Source organism: Novosphingobium sp. BL-A-28-Hi1-0D (assembly GCF_055521755.1).
Genome location: NZ_CM145502.1, coordinates 663021 through 679267, shown reverse-complemented (window position 1 = coordinate 679267; position 16247 = coordinate 663021). Strand labels below are relative to the sequence as shown.

The 16247-nt window shown below is 66.0% G+C and carries 21 protein-coding genes; 10 read left to right on the top strand and 11 right to left on the bottom strand.

Translation table 11 applies throughout. From position 1 onward, the window contains the following. Positions 1-13 precede the first annotated feature (13 nt). Genes ACZ1JW_RS03400 through flgB form a run of 11 tightly spaced genes read right to left on the bottom strand, consistent with a single transcriptional unit; the run spans position 14 to position 7985 of the window. Entirely contained in the window at positions 14-934 is a 921-nt protein-coding gene (locus ACZ1JW_RS03400) for a flagellin N-terminal helical domain-containing protein (protein ID WP_465124882.1), read from the bottom strand. Between the two features lie 6 nt (positions 935-940). Next, on the bottom strand, positions 941-2284 hold the full coding sequence (gene flgK / locus ACZ1JW_RS03395; protein WP_465124883.1) for a flagellar hook-associated protein FlgK: 1344 nt from the start codon (positions 2282-2284) through the stop codon (positions 941-943). Between the two features lie 3 nt (positions 2285-2287). Further along, positions 2288-2596, bottom strand: a complete 309-nt coding sequence (locus ACZ1JW_RS03390; protein ID WP_465141955.1) for a rod-binding protein — start codon at positions 2594-2596, stop codon at positions 2288-2290. Beyond that, positions 2593-3693, bottom strand: coding sequence for a flagellar basal body P-ring protein FlgI (locus ACZ1JW_RS03385; RefSeq protein ID WP_465141954.1), 1101 nt, complete (start codon positions 3691-3693; stop codon positions 2593-2595). The genes ACZ1JW_RS03390 and ACZ1JW_RS03385 overlap by 4 nt, the downstream gene beginning before the upstream one ends. Before the next feature lie 11 nt (positions 3694-3704). Continuing rightward, the gene (locus ACZ1JW_RS03380) at positions 3705-4445 is read right to left on the bottom strand and encodes a flagellar basal body L-ring protein FlgH (RefSeq protein WP_465141953.1); all 741 of its coding nucleotides are present in this window, start codon (positions 4443-4445) and stop codon (positions 3705-3707) included. 5 nt (positions 4446-4450) lie between these two features. Beyond that, on the bottom strand, positions 4451-5239 hold the full coding sequence (gene flgG, locus ACZ1JW_RS03375) for a flagellar basal-body rod protein FlgG (protein WP_465141952.1): 789 nt from the start codon (positions 5237-5239) through the stop codon (positions 4451-4453). A gap of 19 nt (positions 5240-5258) precedes the next feature. Further along, positions 5259-6011 carry a flagellar basal body rod protein FlgF gene (locus ACZ1JW_RS03370; RefSeq protein ID WP_465141951.1) on the bottom strand — a complete coding sequence of 251 codons (753 nt, stop codon included), beginning with the start codon at positions 6009-6011 and terminating at the stop codon, positions 5259-5261. Between the two features lie 28 nt (positions 6012-6039). Then, positions 6040-6867, bottom strand: a complete 828-nt coding sequence (locus ACZ1JW_RS03365) for a flagellar hook-basal body complex protein (RefSeq protein ID WP_465141950.1) — start codon at positions 6865-6867, stop codon at positions 6040-6042. 18 nt (positions 6868-6885) lie between these two features. Continuing rightward, the gene (locus ACZ1JW_RS03360) at positions 6886-7224 is read right to left on the bottom strand and encodes a flagellar hook assembly protein FlgD (RefSeq protein ID WP_465141949.1); all 339 of its coding nucleotides are present in this window, start codon (positions 7222-7224) and stop codon (positions 6886-6888) included. After that, complete coding sequence (gene flgC, locus ACZ1JW_RS03355) at positions 7224-7634, bottom strand: flagellar basal body rod protein FlgC (RefSeq protein ID WP_465141948.1); 411 nt, start codon at positions 7632-7634, stop codon at positions 7224-7226. Before flgC ends, ACZ1JW_RS03360 begins: the two co-directional genes overlap by 1 nt. Before the next feature lie 3 nt (positions 7635-7637). After that, entirely contained in the window at positions 7638-7985 is a 348-nt protein-coding gene (gene flgB, locus ACZ1JW_RS03350; protein ID WP_465141947.1) for a flagellar basal body rod protein FlgB, read from the bottom strand. Positions 7986-8193: 208 nt separating this feature from the next. On the opposite strand from flgB, the gene ACZ1JW_RS03345 reads away from it, so the two are divergent. The 10 genes from ACZ1JW_RS03345 (at position 8194) to ACZ1JW_RS03300 (ending at position 16241) form a co-directional block, all read left to right on the top strand. Further along, a complete protein-coding gene (locus ACZ1JW_RS03345) occupies positions 8194-8865 on the top strand; it encodes a MotA/TolQ/ExbB proton channel family protein (protein ID WP_465124891.1) in 672 nt (223 codons plus the stop codon). Then, on the top strand, positions 8862-9296 hold the full coding sequence (locus tag ACZ1JW_RS03340; RefSeq protein WP_465141946.1) for a hypothetical protein: 435 nt from the start codon (positions 8862-8864) through the stop codon (positions 9294-9296). The genes ACZ1JW_RS03345 and ACZ1JW_RS03340 overlap by 4 nt, the downstream gene beginning before the upstream one ends. A gap of 43 nt (positions 9297-9339) precedes the next feature. Next, entirely contained in the window at positions 9340-9855 is a 516-nt protein-coding gene (locus ACZ1JW_RS03335) for a flagella basal body P-ring formation protein FlgA (RefSeq protein ID WP_465141945.1), read from the top strand. A 109-nt stretch (positions 9856-9964) separates the two neighbouring features. Beyond that, the gene (gene flgM, locus ACZ1JW_RS03330; RefSeq protein WP_465141944.1) at positions 9965-10264 is read left to right on the top strand and encodes a flagellar biosynthesis anti-sigma factor FlgM; all 300 of its coding nucleotides are present in this window, start codon (positions 9965-9967) and stop codon (positions 10262-10264) included. Further along, the gene (locus ACZ1JW_RS03325; RefSeq protein WP_465141943.1) at positions 10264-10611 is read left to right on the top strand and encodes a flagellar protein FlgN; all 348 of its coding nucleotides are present in this window, start codon (positions 10264-10266) and stop codon (positions 10609-10611) included. The genes flgM and ACZ1JW_RS03325 overlap by 1 nt, the downstream gene beginning before the upstream one ends. A gap of 83 nt (positions 10612-10694) precedes the next feature. Continuing rightward, positions 10695-11582 (top strand): lytic transglycosylase domain-containing protein, encoded by an 888-nt coding sequence (locus tag ACZ1JW_RS03320; protein WP_465141942.1) that lies wholly within the window; start codon positions 10695-10697, stop codon positions 11580-11582. A 3-nt stretch (positions 11583-11585) separates the two neighbouring features. Next, positions 11586-13685, top strand: a complete 2100-nt coding sequence (locus ACZ1JW_RS03315) for a flagellar biosynthesis protein FlhA (protein ID WP_465141941.1) — start codon at positions 11586-11588, stop codon at positions 13683-13685. Further along, positions 13682-14416 (top strand): sigma-70 family RNA polymerase sigma factor, encoded by a 735-nt coding sequence (locus tag ACZ1JW_RS03310; RefSeq protein ID WP_465141940.1) that lies wholly within the window; start codon positions 13682-13684, stop codon positions 14414-14416. The genes ACZ1JW_RS03315 and ACZ1JW_RS03310 overlap by 4 nt, the downstream gene beginning before the upstream one ends. A gap of 65 nt (positions 14417-14481) precedes the next feature. Further along, positions 14482-15462 carry an NAD(P)H-dependent flavin oxidoreductase gene (locus ACZ1JW_RS03305; RefSeq protein ID WP_465141939.1) on the top strand — a complete coding sequence of 327 codons (981 nt, stop codon included), beginning with the start codon at positions 14482-14484 and terminating at the stop codon, positions 15460-15462. After that, positions 15459-16241: an SDR family oxidoreductase gene (locus tag ACZ1JW_RS03300; protein WP_465141938.1), complete on the top strand. Its 783-nt coding sequence runs from the start codon at positions 15459-15461 to the stop codon at positions 16239-16241. The genes ACZ1JW_RS03305 and ACZ1JW_RS03300 overlap by 4 nt, the downstream gene beginning before the upstream one ends. Positions 16242-16247 lie beyond the last annotated feature (6 nt).

Genomic DNA, 16247 nt, shown 5'->3' with positions numbered 1-16247 from the left:
CGTTGGGTCGCGCTCAGTTCAGCACGCTGAACAGCGAAAGGTTGGCGAGCTTGGAAAAGCTGGCCTGGCTGGCCTGCAGCACCAGCATGGTGTTCTGCAGGCGGGCGATGGATTCCGTCAGGTCCGCGCCGCCAACTTCGGTCTTCTCGTCGGTGCGCATTTCCGCAAGCGAGGTTCGGCGCTCGGTATTGAGATCGATCCAGTTGAGGCGCGAGCCTACGACCGTCTGCGCCGTGGTGATCGCGTTCAGGCCATCGCCCAAGGCAGTGAGCGCGGCGTTGGCCGTGGCGGCTCCGCCCGTGCCGGACTTCAGGTCATCGGCCAGAGCCTTGGTCATGGCCAGCAGGTCGACAGTCGCGCCGCCAGACTGGAACTGGAGAAAATCCGGCCCCGTCACCCCGCGCGAGACCGACTGGCCTCCGCCGAGCGAGATCACGCCCGCTGCGCCGGTCCCGGCATAAGTCGCATTGCCCGCCGCATCGAGCGTGTAGGCGTCCGATGCGCTCTCACCGCCGAACAGGGCGTTGCCGTTCCCGTCGCGCGTGTTGGCCAGCGCAACGAGGTTATCGCGGATCTGCGCCACTTCCTCGCCGATGCCTGCGCGTTGGCTGGTGCTCAGCGTCGATGATGCGGCCTGGGTGGCCAGTTCCTGCAGGCGCGTGACGAAGTTGGCGAACTGCGACAGGGCGTTGTCTGTCAGGTTGAGGTCCGTCGTGGCGCGGTTGGTCGCGGCGGTATCGATGTCGTCGAACACGTCCGCGCGCGCGAGCTGGCGCAGGCGCGAAGCGGCGACCGGATCGTCGGAGGAACGCTGCAGGCGCTCGCCGCTCGACATCTCGGCCTGCGTCTCCTCGGCCTGCTTGCGCAGGGCGGTAAGGTCCATCAGGGACCTTTCGAAGAATGCGGCTGTAGATGTGCCGAAGATCGTGCTCATGGCCGGTTACCTGATTCCCAGAAGGGTGTCGAAGATGTCGGATGATACCTGCATGACCTTTCCGGACGCCTGAAAGGCCTGCTGGAATCTTACTAGGTTCACCGCTTCCTGATCGAGATCGACGCCCGATTGCGCCGAAAGCGCGACCTTGGCGGTATCGGCAATCGTCTGGAGCGCGCCGAGCGTCACGTTGCGTCCGGCGAGCGTGCCCGAAACGTCGAACAGGATCGCGTCCATCGTGCCCGAAGGGTTGACGCCAGCCAGCGCATTGCGGATCGCGGTGAGGTTCGTGGCGTCGCGGTTGCCTGCGGTTGTGCTGCTGGCAGGGGCCGTGGCGATCTTGCGGCCATCCTCTACGGCGAGTGCCATGAAGGCCGCAGTGGTGCCTGCGAAGATCGGCACGCCGATGGCATTGTCGAGATCGCGGCCGCCGGTCTGCGCGTTGTTGAAGGCGTCGACGATGTCGCGGGCGAGCGTGTCGATGTCGGTCTTGAGCTGCGCGCCCTTGGCAAGCGCGAGTTGCTGTCCCGCCAGGCTTCCGCCTGCGAGAGTTAGGGCTGTGCCTCCGAGAGTGTAGCTTACGGTGCCATCAGTTGGAGATGTGGTGATCGCCATGGTCGCGGCGGTGTTGCCGGTTACGAGGTCCTCGCCACCGCTGCCGCCGATCTTCACCGCGACTTGTCCATCGGCGGAAAACTCGGTCGCGATGTTGGCATAGCCGCTCAATTCCTCGAGCAGCTTGTCGCGCTGGTCGAGCAGGGCCGTCTTGTCGCTGCTGGCGTCGGAGGCGCGGGCGAGGCGGGTGTTAGTACGCGCCAGTTCCTGTGCGATGCGGTTGACCTGCGTCACGCCATCTGTGGCAAGAAAGCGCAGGCCATCGGCGGCGGCGTCCATTTCCTGCGAGGCGATCTGAAAGGTGCCGACCATCGTCCGCGCCTTCTCGATCACCGAAGCGCGTAGCGAAGTGTCGGTCGGGTTCTGGGTCAACTGCTGCAGCGAGGATTCGAAGCCGACGATGGCATCGAACACCCCCGATTGCTCGATAGCGGATTCGATATTCTGCAGGCCTGAAACCTCGGCGCTCGCCCGCGCCACGTCAGATCCGGTGCGGCGCACTTCGGCCTGGCGGAAGGCATCGGCGTTGCGCACGATGCCATCGAGCCGAACGCCCGAAAGCGAGAGGTCGCCGATGCGATAGGCGCCGCCGCTCGATGCTACCTCGCGGAATGCCGCGGAGCGACGGACGTAGCCGGTGGACGAGGCGTTGGCGATGTTCTGGGCAGTAACGTCAAGCCCGATGCGGGCGGCCTGTACGCCGCTGCGGGCAATGGAGAGGAGGTCGGACGCCATGGCTTATGCGCCTCCTTCAGTACTCTGGCCGGGCAGTAGCGCGGCAAGGTGGTTCTCGATCTGCTTCGCAAAGCCCAGCGCGCCGGTCTGCGAGGCGATTTCGGCAAAGCGTTCATCGCGCATCTGGACGAAGGTCTGGTCCATCTTGCCGAACACATCGTCACCGCCGAAGTCGACGGCGCGGGCGCTGGCCAGCATCTGCCGCAGGAAGATCGCCTCGAATTGCTTGGCCGCGCCCGAGAGCTTCTCGCGCTCGTTCGGCGCCTTGGGCGTGAGCGAGAGGGTGGGCGAGGGGGTGGAGATCGCGGTCATATCACCACCATCTCCGCCTTCAGCGCGCCCGCCTGCTTGAGCGCTTCGAGGATTGCGACAAGGTCCGAAGGGCTGGTGCCGAGCTTGTTCAGCGCATCGACCAGCGAGGAGAGCGAAGCGCCGGGCTTGAACAGCGCGACCTTTGCTTCCTTTTCTTCCGCTGCGATCTGGCTGTTGGGCACGACGGCCGTCTGGCCCCGGCTGAACGGCGCGGGCTGCGAGACTTGCGGCTTCTCGTCGATCTTCACCACCAGCTTGCCGTGGCTGATGGCAGCGGGTGACAGGCGGACCGCACTGTTGATCACCACGGTGCCGGTGCGGCTGTTGACGATGACCTTGGCGGCGGTTTCGGCTGGCGTCACGTCGATCATCTCGATCGTGGCCATCGTTGTGGCGCGGGCATCTGCCCCGGCAGGCAGGCGCAACGCTAGCGTCACGCCATCCTCGATCGTCGCGGATTGCGGAAAGCGCGCATTGATCGCATCGCGCACGCGCTGGGCGGTCATGAAATCGGCGTCGAACAGGTTCCAGCGCAGCACTTCGCCGCTGTCGAACCCTGTGGCAACAGCGCGCTCCACGCTCGCCCCTTCGGCGATACGTCCCACGGTCGGCACGTTGACGGTCAGCTGCGAGCCATCGCGCGCGGCGATGCCGAGGCCGCCGACCGCAAGGTTGCCCTGCGCCATCGCGTAAATCTGTCCGTCCGCGCCATAGAGCGGCGCAAGGATCAGCGCCCCGCCGCGCAGGGACTTGGCCTTGCCGATGGTCGAGACGGTCACGTCGATGCGCTGGCCCGGCTTGGCGAAAGCGGGAAGCTCTGCGGTCACCAGCACGGCGGCCGCGTTCTTGAGGCCCGGCGAGATGCCCACCGGCAGTTGCACGCCGAGGCGTCCTGCCGTGCCTTTCATTGCCTGCGTCAGGTATTCGAGATTGTCGTCGCCCGTTCCGGCGAGGCCGACGACCACGCCATACCCGGTGAGCTGGTTGGCGCGCACGCCCTGGAACTCGCCAAGATCGCGCACGCGCTCGGCCATGGCGGGCGCAGGCATAGCCGCTGCGAAGGCTGCAAGGACAGGGAGGATGAACCGGACCAGCATTGCATCAACCTTCAGAAGGGCGAGATCGCGTTGAAGAACTTCGAGAGCCAGCCCTCGCGGCTTGCCCGGCCGACCGAACCGTTGCCGGTGTATTCGACCCGCGCATCCGCGACCTGGCTGGACAGGATGCGGTTCTCCTGATCGATATCGCCAAGGCGGACGATCCCTGAAAACTGCACCCATTCCTGCCCCTGGCTCAACATCATGCGCTTCTCTCCGCGCACCAGTGCCGTGCCGTTGGACCGCACTTCCGCGATCGTCACCGCAACTTCCCCTGCGAGCACGCTCGTCTGCGAGGCGTTGCCCTGACCATTGAACGACGATCCGCCCGAAGCATTAAGGGCCGTTGGCTTGATGAAGGACAGCGGGCCGGTGGTGGGCGGGGTGACCGAGAACTGCCCGGTCTTCTGGGTTCTGGCGACTGCGGTCTTTGCCGACGTCATGTTCTCGACCAACGTGACCGTGATCAGATCGCCCACAGAATGGGCACGGCGACCTTCGACCATGCCGGTGTATCCGGCGCTGACGTTGAAAATGGAACCGGCGGTCGGGGCCGCGGTCTGAACCGGCAGGGGCGGCGCGACGACCGGCTCGAAGCCCTTCTTGGGCTTGGCGGCAGAGGCCGGGTCCATGCCGAAAACGACAGCGGCGGCGACCAGCGATCCGACCAGCAAGGCACGCATAGCGGTCTTGCGACGGCGCGGGCTCTCGTTGTGTTCCGGGGCAAAGTGGCGATCGAAGGGGGTTTCCATGGCAATCACAGCGTCTGGTTGGCGTTCTGGAGCATTTCGTCGACCGCAGAGATCATCTTGGAATTGATCTCGTAGGCGCGCTGGCACTCGATCATGTCGACCAGTTCCTCGACGACGTTGACGTTCGAACCTTCGAGGTAGCCCTGCTGGATCTTGCCGCGCCCCAGCTCTCCGGGAACGCCGACCTGCGCCGCGCCGGAGGCGGCGGTTTCCTGCAGGAAGTTGTCGCCCATCGAGCGCAGGCCGCCGGGGTTGGCGAAGCTGGCGATGGTGATCTGGCCAAGCTGCGCTGGCTCGTTCTGCCCGGCGACGGTCGCCGAGACGGTGCCGTCGTTGGCGATGGTAATCGCGCTTGCGCCCTCTGGAATGGTGATTGCCGGATTTAGCGGATAGCCCTGCGCCGTCACCAGCACACCTTCTGCCGAGCGCGAAAAGTTGCCCGCGCGGGTATAGGCAAGCTGCCCTCCCGGCATGGTCACCTGAAAGTAGCCCTCGCCATCCAGCGCAAGGTCCAGCGCGTTGCTCGTGCTTTGCAGCGTGCCCTGGCTGTCGATGCGGGTGGTCGCCTGCACCGCAACGCCGGTGCCGAGGTTGAGGCCGGTAGCATAGGCCGTCTCGTTCGATGACTGCTGCCCGGCCACGCGTGCGTCTTGATAGGCGAGCGTGGCGAAGTTGGCGCGGTCGCGCTTGAAGCCGGTGGTGCCGACGTTGGCGAGGTTGTTGGCGATCACGCGCATCCGCGTGTCCTGCGCTTCCAGACCGGTCCGGGCGACGTGAAGGGCTGAGCTTGGCATCTGGGTTTACCTCTCGAAATCAGGAAATGCGCATCAGGGAGGCGCTGGATTCGTCGACTTCCTTGGCCTGGGAGACGACCTTGGTGCGCATGTCGAAAAGGCGCTGGGCCTCGACCATCTCGACGAGGATGCGGGTGGGATCGACGTTCGATTGTTCCAGACTGCCGACCATCAGCCTGGCCTCTTCGTCCTGCGGCAAGACGCCGGGTTCGCCGTTCTGCCCAGCCACGCGGAACAGGCCGTCGAGGCCTTTCTCGAGTCGGCTGCCGGTGGTCGATGCGATCTTGATGCGCCCGACGAGCTGGGGCGGCTGGTCTGGTGTCTCGGGATTGGCAACGGAGACGCCACCGTCGGGCGAAATCGTGACCTTCGAACTCAACGGAACCGTGATCGGACCGTTCTCGCCGATGACCGGGCGGCCATCGCCGTTCTCCAGCACGCCACCCGCGCTCACGGTCAGATCGCCGCGCCGCGAATAGACCTCGCTGCCGTCCTCGGCCTGCAGCGCAAGCATGGTGTCGCCGGTCAGCGCAACGTCCAGTGGCTTGCCGGTCGAGATCAGCGTACCTTGCGCCATCGACGATCCGCGCACTTCGCCATCGGTCATGGCGCGCGCCTCGAGGCTGGGACCCTTCAGCGTCATCGGCGTGGTCGTCAGCATCTCGGCGCGGAAACCGATGGTCTGCGCGTTCGCCATGTTGCTGGCGATCACGCGCTGGCGCACGGTCGACCCGGTCATGCCGGAATAGGCGGTGTAGATCAGGCGATCCATAATTCAGTCTCCGGTGAACTCAGACAGATCAGGTCTGCAGCTGGATCACGGTCTGCGAGATCTGCGTGGCGGTATCGATGGCCTTGGCGTTGGCCTGGAAGTTGCGCTGTGCGGTGATCAGGCTGACCAGTTCCTCGGCGATGTCGACGTTCGAGCGTTCCAGTGCGCCCGATAGCAACGACCCGTACTGGCCGGTGCTCGGCTGGCCATAGTTCGGTGCGCCCGAAATGCCGGTCGTCACCCAGTTCGATGAGCCGATCTGCTTGAGGCCCTGCGGCGCGATGAAGCTGGCCAGCGCGACCTTGCCGATGATCACGTTCGACCCGTCCGCATAGGATGCCGTCACTGCGCCATCGCTGCCGACGGTGATGCCTGCGAACTCGATCGGATTGCCGCTGGCGTCGGTACCGTTCGTAGCCGGGATCAGCGCATCGGCAGGCGTGGTCGACGTGATCGTGCCCGCGGCATCGGTCGGGAAGACCTGCAGGCGGTTGCCCGATCCGTCAGAGACAAAGCCCGCGCCGTCCACCGTCAGGCTGCCATTGCGGGTGAACAGCGTCTGGCCGGTCACGACGTTCTTTGTGGTAAAGAAGCCATCGCCGTTGATGGCAAGATCAAGCGCGGAGCCGGTCTGCTCGATCGGTCCCAACGCGAAGTTCTGGCTGATCGATTCCACTGCCGCGCCGATCCCGACGACCAGCTTGGGATTGGTGAAGGCGCTGCCCACGACGATGTCGGCAAACTCGGTGCGGCTCTTCTTGAAGCCGGTGGTTTCGGCGTTGGCGATATTGTGGCTGATCACGCCAAGGTCGGTCTGGGCGTTCTTCAACCCGTTGAGCGATGTGTAGAAGGACATGCGCGTCTCCTGCGGGGCTTAGGCTTTTGGGGGCGTGGGCTGGCTGGCGAGCAGCTTGGCAACGGTGCTGTTCAGCGTGTCGAGCTTGGTCGAGATGGCGGACAGGGTGTCCGATTGCTTGGTCATGGTGCCCAGCGAGTCCTTCATGTCGTTGAGGTTCGACAACGAGGAGAACTGCGCCAGCTGGGCGAGCATCTGGGTGTTGTCGACGGGCTCGGTCGGGTCCTGGTTCTGCAGCTGCGTGGTCAGCAGCTTGACGAAGTCCTCGGCGCCCATTGCGCCCCATCCCTGTCCTGCCTTGGACGAGGTCTTGGCGCCGTTGACACCGTTGGTGGAAGTGACGGAAGCGATCGACATTACTTCATCCTCATCGTTTCAAGCATGAGCTGTTTTGCGGTCTGCATCGCCTCGACCACATTCTGGTACTGGCGGGAGCTTTCGAGCATCTCGACCATCTCGGCGTTCTCATCGACCGGGGCAGTCCAGACATCGCCATTGGCATCGGCGAGCGGGTGGCCCGGATCGTGCTGGCGAATGGGCGTGGCGTCCGAGCGCTTCACGGCGGCGACGCGCACCGTGGACAGGCCGTTCGCCTGATCGAGCTGTTCGGCAAAGACCGGGCGCAACGGGCGATAGGCCTCCTGCTCGGTCGTGGTGACGGTCCCGGCGTTGGCGAGGTTCGACGCGGCGGCGTTCATCCGCACGAGCTGTGCCGACATGGCTCGGCCGGTGACCTGGAACAGGGTGAGGGGAGTGCTGCCAGCCATCGCTTACTCTCCCCGGATCGCGCGGGTGATCGTCTCGACCCGGCCTTTCAGGAAGTTGAGCGTGGCTGAATAGCCGACCGCGTTTTCGGCAAAGGCCGTCTGCTCGGTCGCCATCTCCACGGTGTTGCCATCGAGGCTCGGCATGACCGGAACGCGGTAGCGCGTGGCCGAGGCAATCGCCTTGTCCTCGCTCATCCCGGCGGTGCGTGCCTTCAGCGCTGTGGCGAAATCGATGTCCTTGGCCTTGAAGCCCGGCGTTGCGGCATTGGCGATGTTCGAAGTCAGCAGGCCCAAGCGCTGGGACCGCAGTTCCAGCGCCGCGCCGTGGATGCCGAAGAGGGATTCGCTCATGGGGTGTGCCTTCACTGGCTGACGAAATTGCTGCCGGTGTTTCAGCAAGCAGCGTGCCAACTGCGCAAAAGCGGGACTTCCGACGCTGCCTGATGGCACCGGCGGCAAAGTCTTGCCGGATGGCGGCAGATTGCAGGCGCAAATCGGCAAAGGGGCCTGAAAAAGCCTGCCCGCCTGCCGTCCTGATGCCTGAGGAGAACCCCGGTCAATGCCATCCGCCCCGCTGTTCGACGGACTGTCTCTTGGCATCGTGCTGGGCGGGACGGCGCTTGCCACCGTGCTGCGTTCAGGGCGGCGGGAACTGGCCGTGACCATGCGCGCGCTCGCAGGGCTTTTCACCGCGCGCTTCTCGGCCGCACAGGCCAAGGCCGATCTCGCCGGACAAGTCTCCGCGATCCGCCGTGACGGCATCCTGCGCGCGCACTCTGGCCCCATCGGCGACCGCGAGTTCGATGATGCGACCGACGCGTTGTTCCGCTCGCGCTCGCTCGACGTGCTGATCGAGCGCCACCACAGCCACCGCCGCGCCCGTCTCGCCGCTGCGGAAATGGCGGTGCGCACACTTGCCCAGGCGGCAGAGTTGGGACCAGTGTTCGGCATGATCGGCACGCTCGTCTCGCTCAGCCGCCTGCCCACGACCGGACTCGATCAGGGGGCGCTCAATGCGACCGTTGCCATGGCGGTGATGACCACGCTCTACGGCCTGCTGCTCGCCAATCTCGTGCTCGCCCCGCTCGCCCGCGCGGTTGAGAGGCGCTCGCAGGACGAGGAGCGCCAGCGGCAGGACGTGATCGAATGGCTCTCAGGCCAGCTCGAACCGGCGCTGTCGCATCACGCAACCGTCCAGCGCCTGCATCCTCGCGGGAGGGCTGGCGGGTGATCGTGCGCGCCGGGACGGGCTGGCAATATGCGATTGCCGACCTTTCGCTGATCCTCTTCCTCGTCACCGCCTCCGCCCTTGCCCATGCAGGCGGCGGCAAGGCTGCAGCTTCTCCGCCCCCGCCACCGGTCGCAGCCGCGATCGACAGTGAGCCTGTTGCCGTCTGGAGCCCCGGCCCCGAAGCGCCGTCGCTCGCAGAGTGGCTGGCGCAAGTGGGCGAAGACCCCCGCCTCGAAGTTCGCATCGTGGTCCGCTACGCCAGCGGCGCGCGCGCGGCTGCCATGGCCCAGGCCGTGGATATGGCCGCAGAGGGCGGAACTCGCGCTGCGAAAGCGCGCATTCTCGTCGAGCCCGGCGAGCATGCTGGGGCCAGCGTGGCGCTGGTCTATTCGCGCGAGGCGGTGGTGACCCCTGGCGCTCTGGCACGATGATTGCTGGATCGGGGCATTGCACTCTCCTTCGCGGATGCCCTCGATGACCAGAACCTTGCCTTTCGTCCTGCCTGCCCTGATTGCGGCCTCTGCCGCGCAGGCGCAGACCTCGCCGTTCCATGACCTCGTCGCCATCGACCGCGAAGTGGCCGCCTTTCTCGGCGCGGGGATCGGGGAGGCGGGCGGCGCGACCTTGCCGGTCGACCGTCGCCTGCGGCTTGCCGCCTGCCGGTCGCAGCTTTCGCTTGGCTGGCAGGGCACGCGTCAGGATACCGTGCTTGTACAGTGTCCTGATGCCGGTGGATGGCGGCTGTTCGTTGCCGTTGGCGGCACGAACCGGCAAGGCGCTGCCGCCGCTCCTGCCGCTGCGCCAGCTGTCGCCCGCGGCGATGCCCTGACGATCGCCGTTGCAGGCGAGGGCTTTTCTGTCAGCCAAGCGGGGGAGGCCATGGAATCCGGTCCCGTCGGTGGCTGGATCCGGGTGCGCACCAGCGCCCGCGCTACCCCGATCCGCGCCCGGATCGAGCGGCCCGGCCTCGTCGTCGTCCCGGTCGACTGACAGCAGCACAGGTCGGTTTTTCACGAACCGGCAAAATTTTTCCGCATCCGCCCTTAACGCGTCGGCAAGACCACCGTTCTTGTCCGTATCAAACGCTAGGAGCGGTACCATGTCACCAATTGAAATCGGTGCATCGCGCCCGGTTGGGCCGGTGCAGGTCAGTACGCCCAAGTCTGCCAAGGCAGCCTCGACTGCCTCTGTCGCCGATACTGCAACGATTGCGGATACCGGTGCGGCGGCGCAGGTCGAGAAGTCCAGCGCGCTCGATGCAGGGCAGTCTGCCCCCGTCGATTCGGAACGCGTGAAGGACATCCGTCATGCCATCGAGACCGGCACCTACCCGATCATTCCCGCCAAGATTGCCGATGCGATCATCGCCGCCGGCATGCTGCTGAGGACTGCCCAGTAATGGCCACTTCCACCGTCGCTCGCCCTTCGGACCTTCGCGACACGCTTCGGCAGATGCTTGCCGTCCTGCAAGAGGAACGGCACGCACTTGCAGGCCTCGATCTTGACATGATCATGGGCTGCGCATCGCACAAGGCGGACCTGTGCGGCACGCTGGCCGATGTCGATCATGCGCTGGTGGATGAGGAATGCCGGGGCCTGCTCGATGCCGCACGCCGCCAGAACGAGGCCAACCGCAAGGTGCGCAACCTGATTGCGGCCAATGTCTCGGCGCGGCTCGATGCGCTGTCCGGCACGGCCCCCTTGTATCGTGCAAACGCCCAGGTCCACCGTCTGCGCACTGCCTGATCTACCGGCGGTGCCCAAGTTGGCACGGGCCTTGCTGAATACCTTCCGTCACGCCGCAAGCCTGCGGCCGGAAGGAAAGTCCAGTGAGTTCAGCCGACGCCTTTGCCTTGCCCGGTTCCCCGGCCGCCCCGAGCGCAGCCGGGGCGAACGTGCGTGGCGCGATTGCCGGGGCCGCGCAGGCCACCGGCACCGACTTTGCCTACCTCATGGCGCAGGCCAGGCTCGAATCCAGCCTCGATCCCTCGGCCCGCTCGCGCACGTCGAGCGCTTCGGGGCTCTACCAGTTCACCGCTGGAACCTGGCTGCGCACGCTCGAAAAGCACGGGGCCGAACACGGCCTTGGCTGGGCCAGTGACATGATCCGCAGCGGTGCGGCGAGCGATCCTTCGGCCCGCGCCCAGCTGCTCGCGCTGCGCTTCGATCCGCAAGTCGCCGCGACGATGGCGGGCGAACTGGCAGGCGACAACGGCGATTACCTGACCGGCGTGCTCGGCCGCCAGCCCGACCATGCCGAGCTGTATCTGGCGCACTTCTTCGGGGCCGAAGGGGCAGGGCGCTTCCTCACGGCGCTCTCCAGCGACCCCTCGCAAAGCGCCGCCGCGCTTCTGCCTTCAGCCGCTGCGTCCAACCGCTCCACCTTCTACGATCGCAGCGGCAATCCCCGCTCGGTCAGCGAAGTGATGAACCTGATCCGCACCCGGATGACAGGTGCCAGCGAGGGCGCGACTGGCGATGAAGCCTTGCAATGGGCCGCCAGCATGGGCGTCACGCCTGCTCAGGCCCCGCAGTTTACCGGCGGCCCGGTCGCCCGGGAGTTCCAGGCAACGGCGGCAAGCACCGGCAATCCGGTGCCGCCACCGGCAAGCTCGATGGCCGATACCTTGCGGCAGGCCTTCGCCCTGAACGACGGCAGCAATGCGCCCGCCCACGTCCGGCAGGCCTATGGCCGCCTTTCCGCGCTGGGGCTCTAGGCCATGCTGAAGCGCTTCGGCTCGCCCGCCGCGATGGCCTTGCCGGGCGGCATTCTCATGCTGATCGTGCTGATGGTCGTGCCGATCCCGGCCGTCCTGCTCGACGTGTTCTTCGTCCTCAACATCGCGCTCTCGGTCGCGATCCTGATGGCGGCGATGAACGCGGAAAAGCCGCTTGACTTCTCGTCGTTCCCCTCCGTCCTGCTCTTTGCCACGCTGCTGCGCCTTGCACTCAACGTGGCGTCCACGCGCATCGTGCTGGTCAACGGCCACGAAGGCGGCGCGGCGGCAGGCCACGTCATCGAGGCCTTCGGCGCGTTCCTGATCGGCGGCAATTTCGCGGTCGGCCTGTTCGTGTTCATGATCCTGATGATCATCAACATGGTCGTCGTCACCAAGGGCGCAGGCCGCGTCTCGGAAGTGTCCGCGCGGTTCACCCTCGATGCCTTGCCGGGCAAGCAGATGGCGATCGACTCCGATCTCGCCGCAGGCCTGCTCACCGCCGATGAAGCCAAGGCTCGCCGTCGCGAGGTCGCCACCGAGGCGGATTTCTACGGCTCGATGGACGGCTCGTCCAAGTTCGTGAAGGGCGATGCCATCGCCGCGCTGCTGATCCTTGGCGTCAACATCATCGCCGGCTTCTGCCTCGGCATGATCAGCCATGGCCTGACCGCGTCTCAGGCCGCCGAGTTCTACATCACGCTCGCCATCGGTGACGCGCTGGTGGCGCAAGTGCCTTCGCTGCTGCTGTCCATCGCCGCTGCCGTGATCGTAACCCGCGTCTCCGACAGCCGTGACCTGACCGGCCAGATCGGTGGCCAGTTCTCGAACCCCGCAATCTGGCTGCCTGTGGCCGTGATCCTCGGCGCGATCGGGGCGATCCCGGCCATGCCGCAGATCGTGTTCCTGCCCGCTGCCGGTCTTGCCGGATGGCTGTGGTGGACTCTCAAGAAACGCGCGGACCGTCCCGCCCCCGTCGCGGTCGTGGCACCCGAACCGATCGATCCCAACCGCATCACGCTCGAGGACGTCAGCGACCACACGCTTGTCACCATCGAGATGGGCTATGGCCTAATCCATCTGGTCGACGAACGCCGCGGCTCGCCGCTGGTCGCTCGCCTCACCGGTGTGCGCAAGCAGCTAAGCCAGGCCTTCGGCTTCATCGTCCCGCAGTTCCGCGTGCGCGATTCGCTGGAACTCGGGGCCAATTCCTATCGCATCCTCCTGGGCGGCGTACCGGTCGGCATCGCGGACATGCGCCCCGACAAGATCCTCGCCATCGATGCGGGCGAGGCCAGCCCCGACCACGGTTTGCGCGGCGAGGCCACTCGCGATCCCAGCTTCGGTTGCCCCGCCATCTGGATCGAACCGGCGCAGCGCGATCTCGCCATCGCGGAAGGATTCCTCACCGTCGATGCCAGCACCGTCGTTGCCACCCACCTCAACCAGGTTCTGGGCGACCGGCCCTCTGCGCTGCTCGGCCCTGACGAAGTCAAGGCTATCCTCGAAGGCGTAAAGGAGCGCGCGGCGGGCCTTGTCGAGACGATCCACCCGCAGCCGATGTCGCTGGGCGCGCTCACCCGCCTGTTCCACGCCCTGCTCGACGACGGTATCTCCATCGCCCACCCGCTGCCGATCCTCTCGGCGCTGAGCGAGGCGCTGCAACAGACCAACGATCACGACCGTCTGGTCGATCTCCTGCGCGCAGACCTTGGCGCGATGATCGTCGGGCGCATCTGCGCACCTGACGAATGCCTGCCCGTCGTCACGCTCGAAGCCGGGCTCGAACAGATGATCGTTGGCGGGATGCATGATCCCGCCACCGGCCAACCGGTGATCGAACCCGATCTCGCACGCGGCATCGGCGAGCGCATCTCGGCCCTGATCGCGGAGCGCGGTCCTGCCGCTCCGCCTGTCGCCCTGATCGTCCAGCCGCGCGCCCGCCGTCCGCTTGCTGCCCTGCTGCGCCTGCGCGCGCCGAACTGCCTCGTCATGTCGATTTCCGAACTGCCGCCCGCCCAGCCGATCGAGGTGATCTCGGTCATCGGCGGCGAAGCACCACCCCCCGTCCAGCACGAAATGCCTGAGGGACTTGCTGCATGAAACACGACCACCGCGGTTTTGCCGCCGCCCGCGCCTATGCGCAGAACGAGGCCGCCGATCGTATCCGCCGCTTCCTGCCAATGGTGAAGCGCCTCGCCTGGCACGTCCACGGCTCAGGCCGCGCCGGGATAGAGGTCGAGGATCTGGTTCAGGCCGGACTCGTCGCCCTCACCGAATGCGCCCAGCGACACGACGGCCCCACCGAGGACGGCTTTGCCGCCTATGCCAAGCTGCGCGTGCGCGGGGCAATGGTCGATCTGGTGCGCCGCTCCACCCCGCTCTCGCGCTCGGCAACCGAACGCCGCCGCCTGCTGCGCGAGAAGACCACGGCGCTGACCAACGAACTCGGCCGTCCCCCCAGCGACGACGAGCTTGCCGCCGCGATGGGCCTTACGCCCCGCGAACTGGCCGACCAGAACGCCGCCGACCAGCCCTTGCGCTTCGAGGCCATCGACGAGGCCTATTCGGACAGCAACGCCGCCTTTGCCGACGATCGCCCCGATGCTTTCGCCATGCTCGCCGATTCCGAAATGCGCAGTGCGGTCGCCTCGGCCATTTCCGACCTGCCCGAACGCTTGCAGATGATCATCCAGCTCTACTTCGTCGAGGAACTGAACCTTGCGGAGATCGCCGAAGTTCTCGGCGTCAGCATCCCCCGCGTCCACCAGTTGAAGGCGCAAGCGCTCGACAAGCTGCGCGCCGCGCTGGGCGAGGACTACGATATTCTCTGACCCCGCTTGCCAAGGTCCTCGAGTCAGTTTAACCGATCAGTTAAACAACATGGGGAGTGGCAGGAATGGCTATCCGTACGCGCATCACCGAGATGCTCGGTATCGAGCATCCGATCGTGCAGGGCGGCATGATGAACGTGGGCTACGCGGAACTCGCCAGCGCCGTGTCCAACGCAGGCGGCCTCGGCATCATCACCGCGCTGACCCAGCCGACTCCGCAAGCTCTGCGCGACGAGATCGAGCGCACGAAGACAATGACGTCCAAGCCCTTCGGCGTGAACATGACGATCTTCCCGACCGTCAATTCTCCCGACTACAAGGCCTATGCCCAGGCGATCATCGACGGCGGGGTGAAGATCGTCGAGACAGCGGGCACGCAGGCCGTCCGCGAGATCTGGGAAATGCTCAAGCCGCACGGCGTGACCATCCTGCACAAGTGCACCGCCGTCCGCCACGCGCTCTCGGCTGAACGCGCAGGCTGCGACGTGATATCGATCGACGGCTTCGAATGTGCTGGTCACCCCGGCGAGGACGACATTCCCGGCCTGATCCTGATCCCGGCTGCGGCGGACAAGGTGAAGATCCCGATGCTCGCCAGCGGTGGCTTCGGCGATGGTCGCGGCCTCGTCGCGGCGCTTTCGCTCGGGGCCGAGGGCATCAACATGGGCACGCGCTTCTGCGCCACGGTCGAGGCGCCGATCCACGACAACGTCAAGCAGGCCTATATCGATAACGACGAGCGCGGCAGCTTCCTGATCTTCCGCAACTTCAAGAACACCGCGCGCGTCGGCCGCAGCGAGGTCTCAGAAGAAGTCGTCCGCCGCCTCTCACAGCCGGACGCGAAGTTCGAGGACGTGCAGGAACTAGTCAATGGCCGCGCCGGCAAGCAATTGCTCGAAACCGGTGACCTGTCCAAGGGCGTGTTCTGGGCCGGCATGGTGCAGGGCCTGATCCACGACATCCCCACCTGCCAGCAACTGATCGACCGCATCGTCAGCGATGCCGAAGCCATCATCCGCGGCCGTCTCGGAGGCCTCCTCGCATGAAGATCGACAATACCCTGAGCGCCATCGTCACCGGCGGCGCTTCGGGCCTCGGCCGTGCCACGGCGGAGGCGCTGGCGGCGGCACGCGTCAAGGTTGCCATCTTCGATATCAACGAAGAGCAGGGTGGGGCGGTGGCACAGGCCATCGGTGGCCTGTTCTGCAAGGTCGACATCACCTCGGAGGACTCGGTCGTCGAAGGATTCGCCAAGGCGCGCGCCGCGCATGGGCAGGAGCGTGTCTGCGTCCACTGCGCGATGACCCACCGCAAGGGCAAGACCGTCAGTCGCAACCGCGAAACCGGCGAGTTCAAAAGGCTTTCGACCGAGGACTACGAATACGCCGCGCAAGGCATCCTGATTGCCAGCTACCGCGTCGCCTCGCTCTCCGCGCTGGGCATGGCGAGCCTTGATCCGCTGGAGGATGGCGAGCGCGGTACGATCATTCTCACGGCCTCGGTCGCCGCGCAGGACGCGCAGATCGGGCAGGTCGCCTACGGTTCGCTCAAGGCGGGCGTGAACGGCCTCGTTCTGCCAATGGCGCGCGATCTGATGGACCTCGGTATCCGCGTCAACGCGATCATGCCCGGCATCTTCGGCACACCGCTGCTGGGCCGCCTGCCCGACAAGGTGCTCGACAGCCTCAACGCTTCGGTGCCGTTCCCCAAGCGCCTCGGCAAGCCCGAGGAGTTCGCCAGCCTCGCCATGGAACTGGTGCGCAACAGCTATTTCAACGGTCAGGCGATCCGTCTCGACGGCGCGATCCGCATGGCCCCCCGCTGAGGAAGC

Excerpts from the sequence above, each read along its gene's own strand:
- ACZ1JW_RS03400 (WP_465124882.1), bottom strand. The coding sequence starts at position 934 with ATGAGCACGATCTTCGGCACATCTACAGCCGCATTCTTCGAAAGGTCC.
- flgK (WP_465124883.1), bottom strand. The coding sequence starts at position 2,284 with ATGGCGTCCGACCTCCTCTCCATTGCCCGCAGCGGCGTACAGGCCGCC.
- ACZ1JW_RS03390 (WP_465141955.1), bottom strand. The coding sequence starts at position 2,596 with ATGACCGCGATCTCCACCCCCTCGCCCACCCTCTCGCTCACGCCCAAG.
- ACZ1JW_RS03385 (WP_465141954.1), bottom strand. The coding sequence starts at position 3,693 with ATGCTGGTCCGGTTCATCCTCCCTGTCCTTGCAGCCTTCGCAGCGGCT.
- ACZ1JW_RS03380 (WP_465141953.1), bottom strand. The coding sequence starts at position 4,445 with ATGGAAACCCCCTTCGATCGCCACTTTGCCCCGGAACACAACGAGAGC.
- flgG (WP_465141952.1), bottom strand. The coding sequence starts at position 5,239 with ATGCCAAGCTCAGCCCTTCACGTCGCCCGGACCGGTCTGGAAGCGCAG.
- ACZ1JW_RS03370 (WP_465141951.1), bottom strand. The coding sequence starts at position 6,011 with ATGGATCGCCTGATCTACACCGCCTATTCCGGCATGACCGGGTCGACC.
- ACZ1JW_RS03365 (WP_465141950.1), bottom strand. The coding sequence starts at position 6,867 with ATGTCCTTCTACACATCGCTCAACGGGTTGAAGAACGCCCAGACCGAC.
- ACZ1JW_RS03360 (WP_465141949.1), bottom strand. The coding sequence starts at position 7,224 with ATGTCGATCGCTTCCGTCACTTCCACCAACGGTGTCAACGGCGCCAAG.
- flgC (WP_465141948.1), bottom strand. The coding sequence starts at position 7,634 with ATGGCTGGCAGCACTCCCCTCACCCTGTTCCAGGTCACCGGCCGAGCC.
- flgB (WP_465141947.1), bottom strand. The coding sequence starts at position 7,985 with ATGAGCGAATCCCTCTTCGGCATCCACGGCGCGGCGCTGGAACTGCGG.
- ACZ1JW_RS03345 (WP_465124891.1), top strand. The coding sequence starts at position 8,194 with ATGCCATCCGCCCCGCTGTTCGACGGACTGTCTCTTGGCATCGTGCTG.
- ACZ1JW_RS03335 (WP_465141945.1), top strand. The coding sequence starts at position 9,340 with ATGACCAGAACCTTGCCTTTCGTCCTGCCTGCCCTGATTGCGGCCTCT.
- flgM (WP_465141944.1), top strand. The coding sequence starts at position 9,965 with ATGTCACCAATTGAAATCGGTGCATCGCGCCCGGTTGGGCCGGTGCAG.
- ACZ1JW_RS03325 (WP_465141943.1), top strand. The coding sequence starts at position 10,264 with ATGGCCACTTCCACCGTCGCTCGCCCTTCGGACCTTCGCGACACGCTT.
- ACZ1JW_RS03315 (WP_465141941.1), top strand. The coding sequence starts at position 11,586 with ATGCTGAAGCGCTTCGGCTCGCCCGCCGCGATGGCCTTGCCGGGCGGC.
- ACZ1JW_RS03310 (WP_465141940.1), top strand. The coding sequence starts at position 13,682 with ATGAAACACGACCACCGCGGTTTTGCCGCCGCCCGCGCCTATGCGCAG.
- ACZ1JW_RS03305 (WP_465141939.1), top strand. The coding sequence starts at position 14,482 with ATGGCTATCCGTACGCGCATCACCGAGATGCTCGGTATCGAGCATCCG.
- ACZ1JW_RS03300 (WP_465141938.1), top strand. The coding sequence starts at position 15,459 with ATGAAGATCGACAATACCCTGAGCGCCATCGTCACCGGCGGCGCTTCG.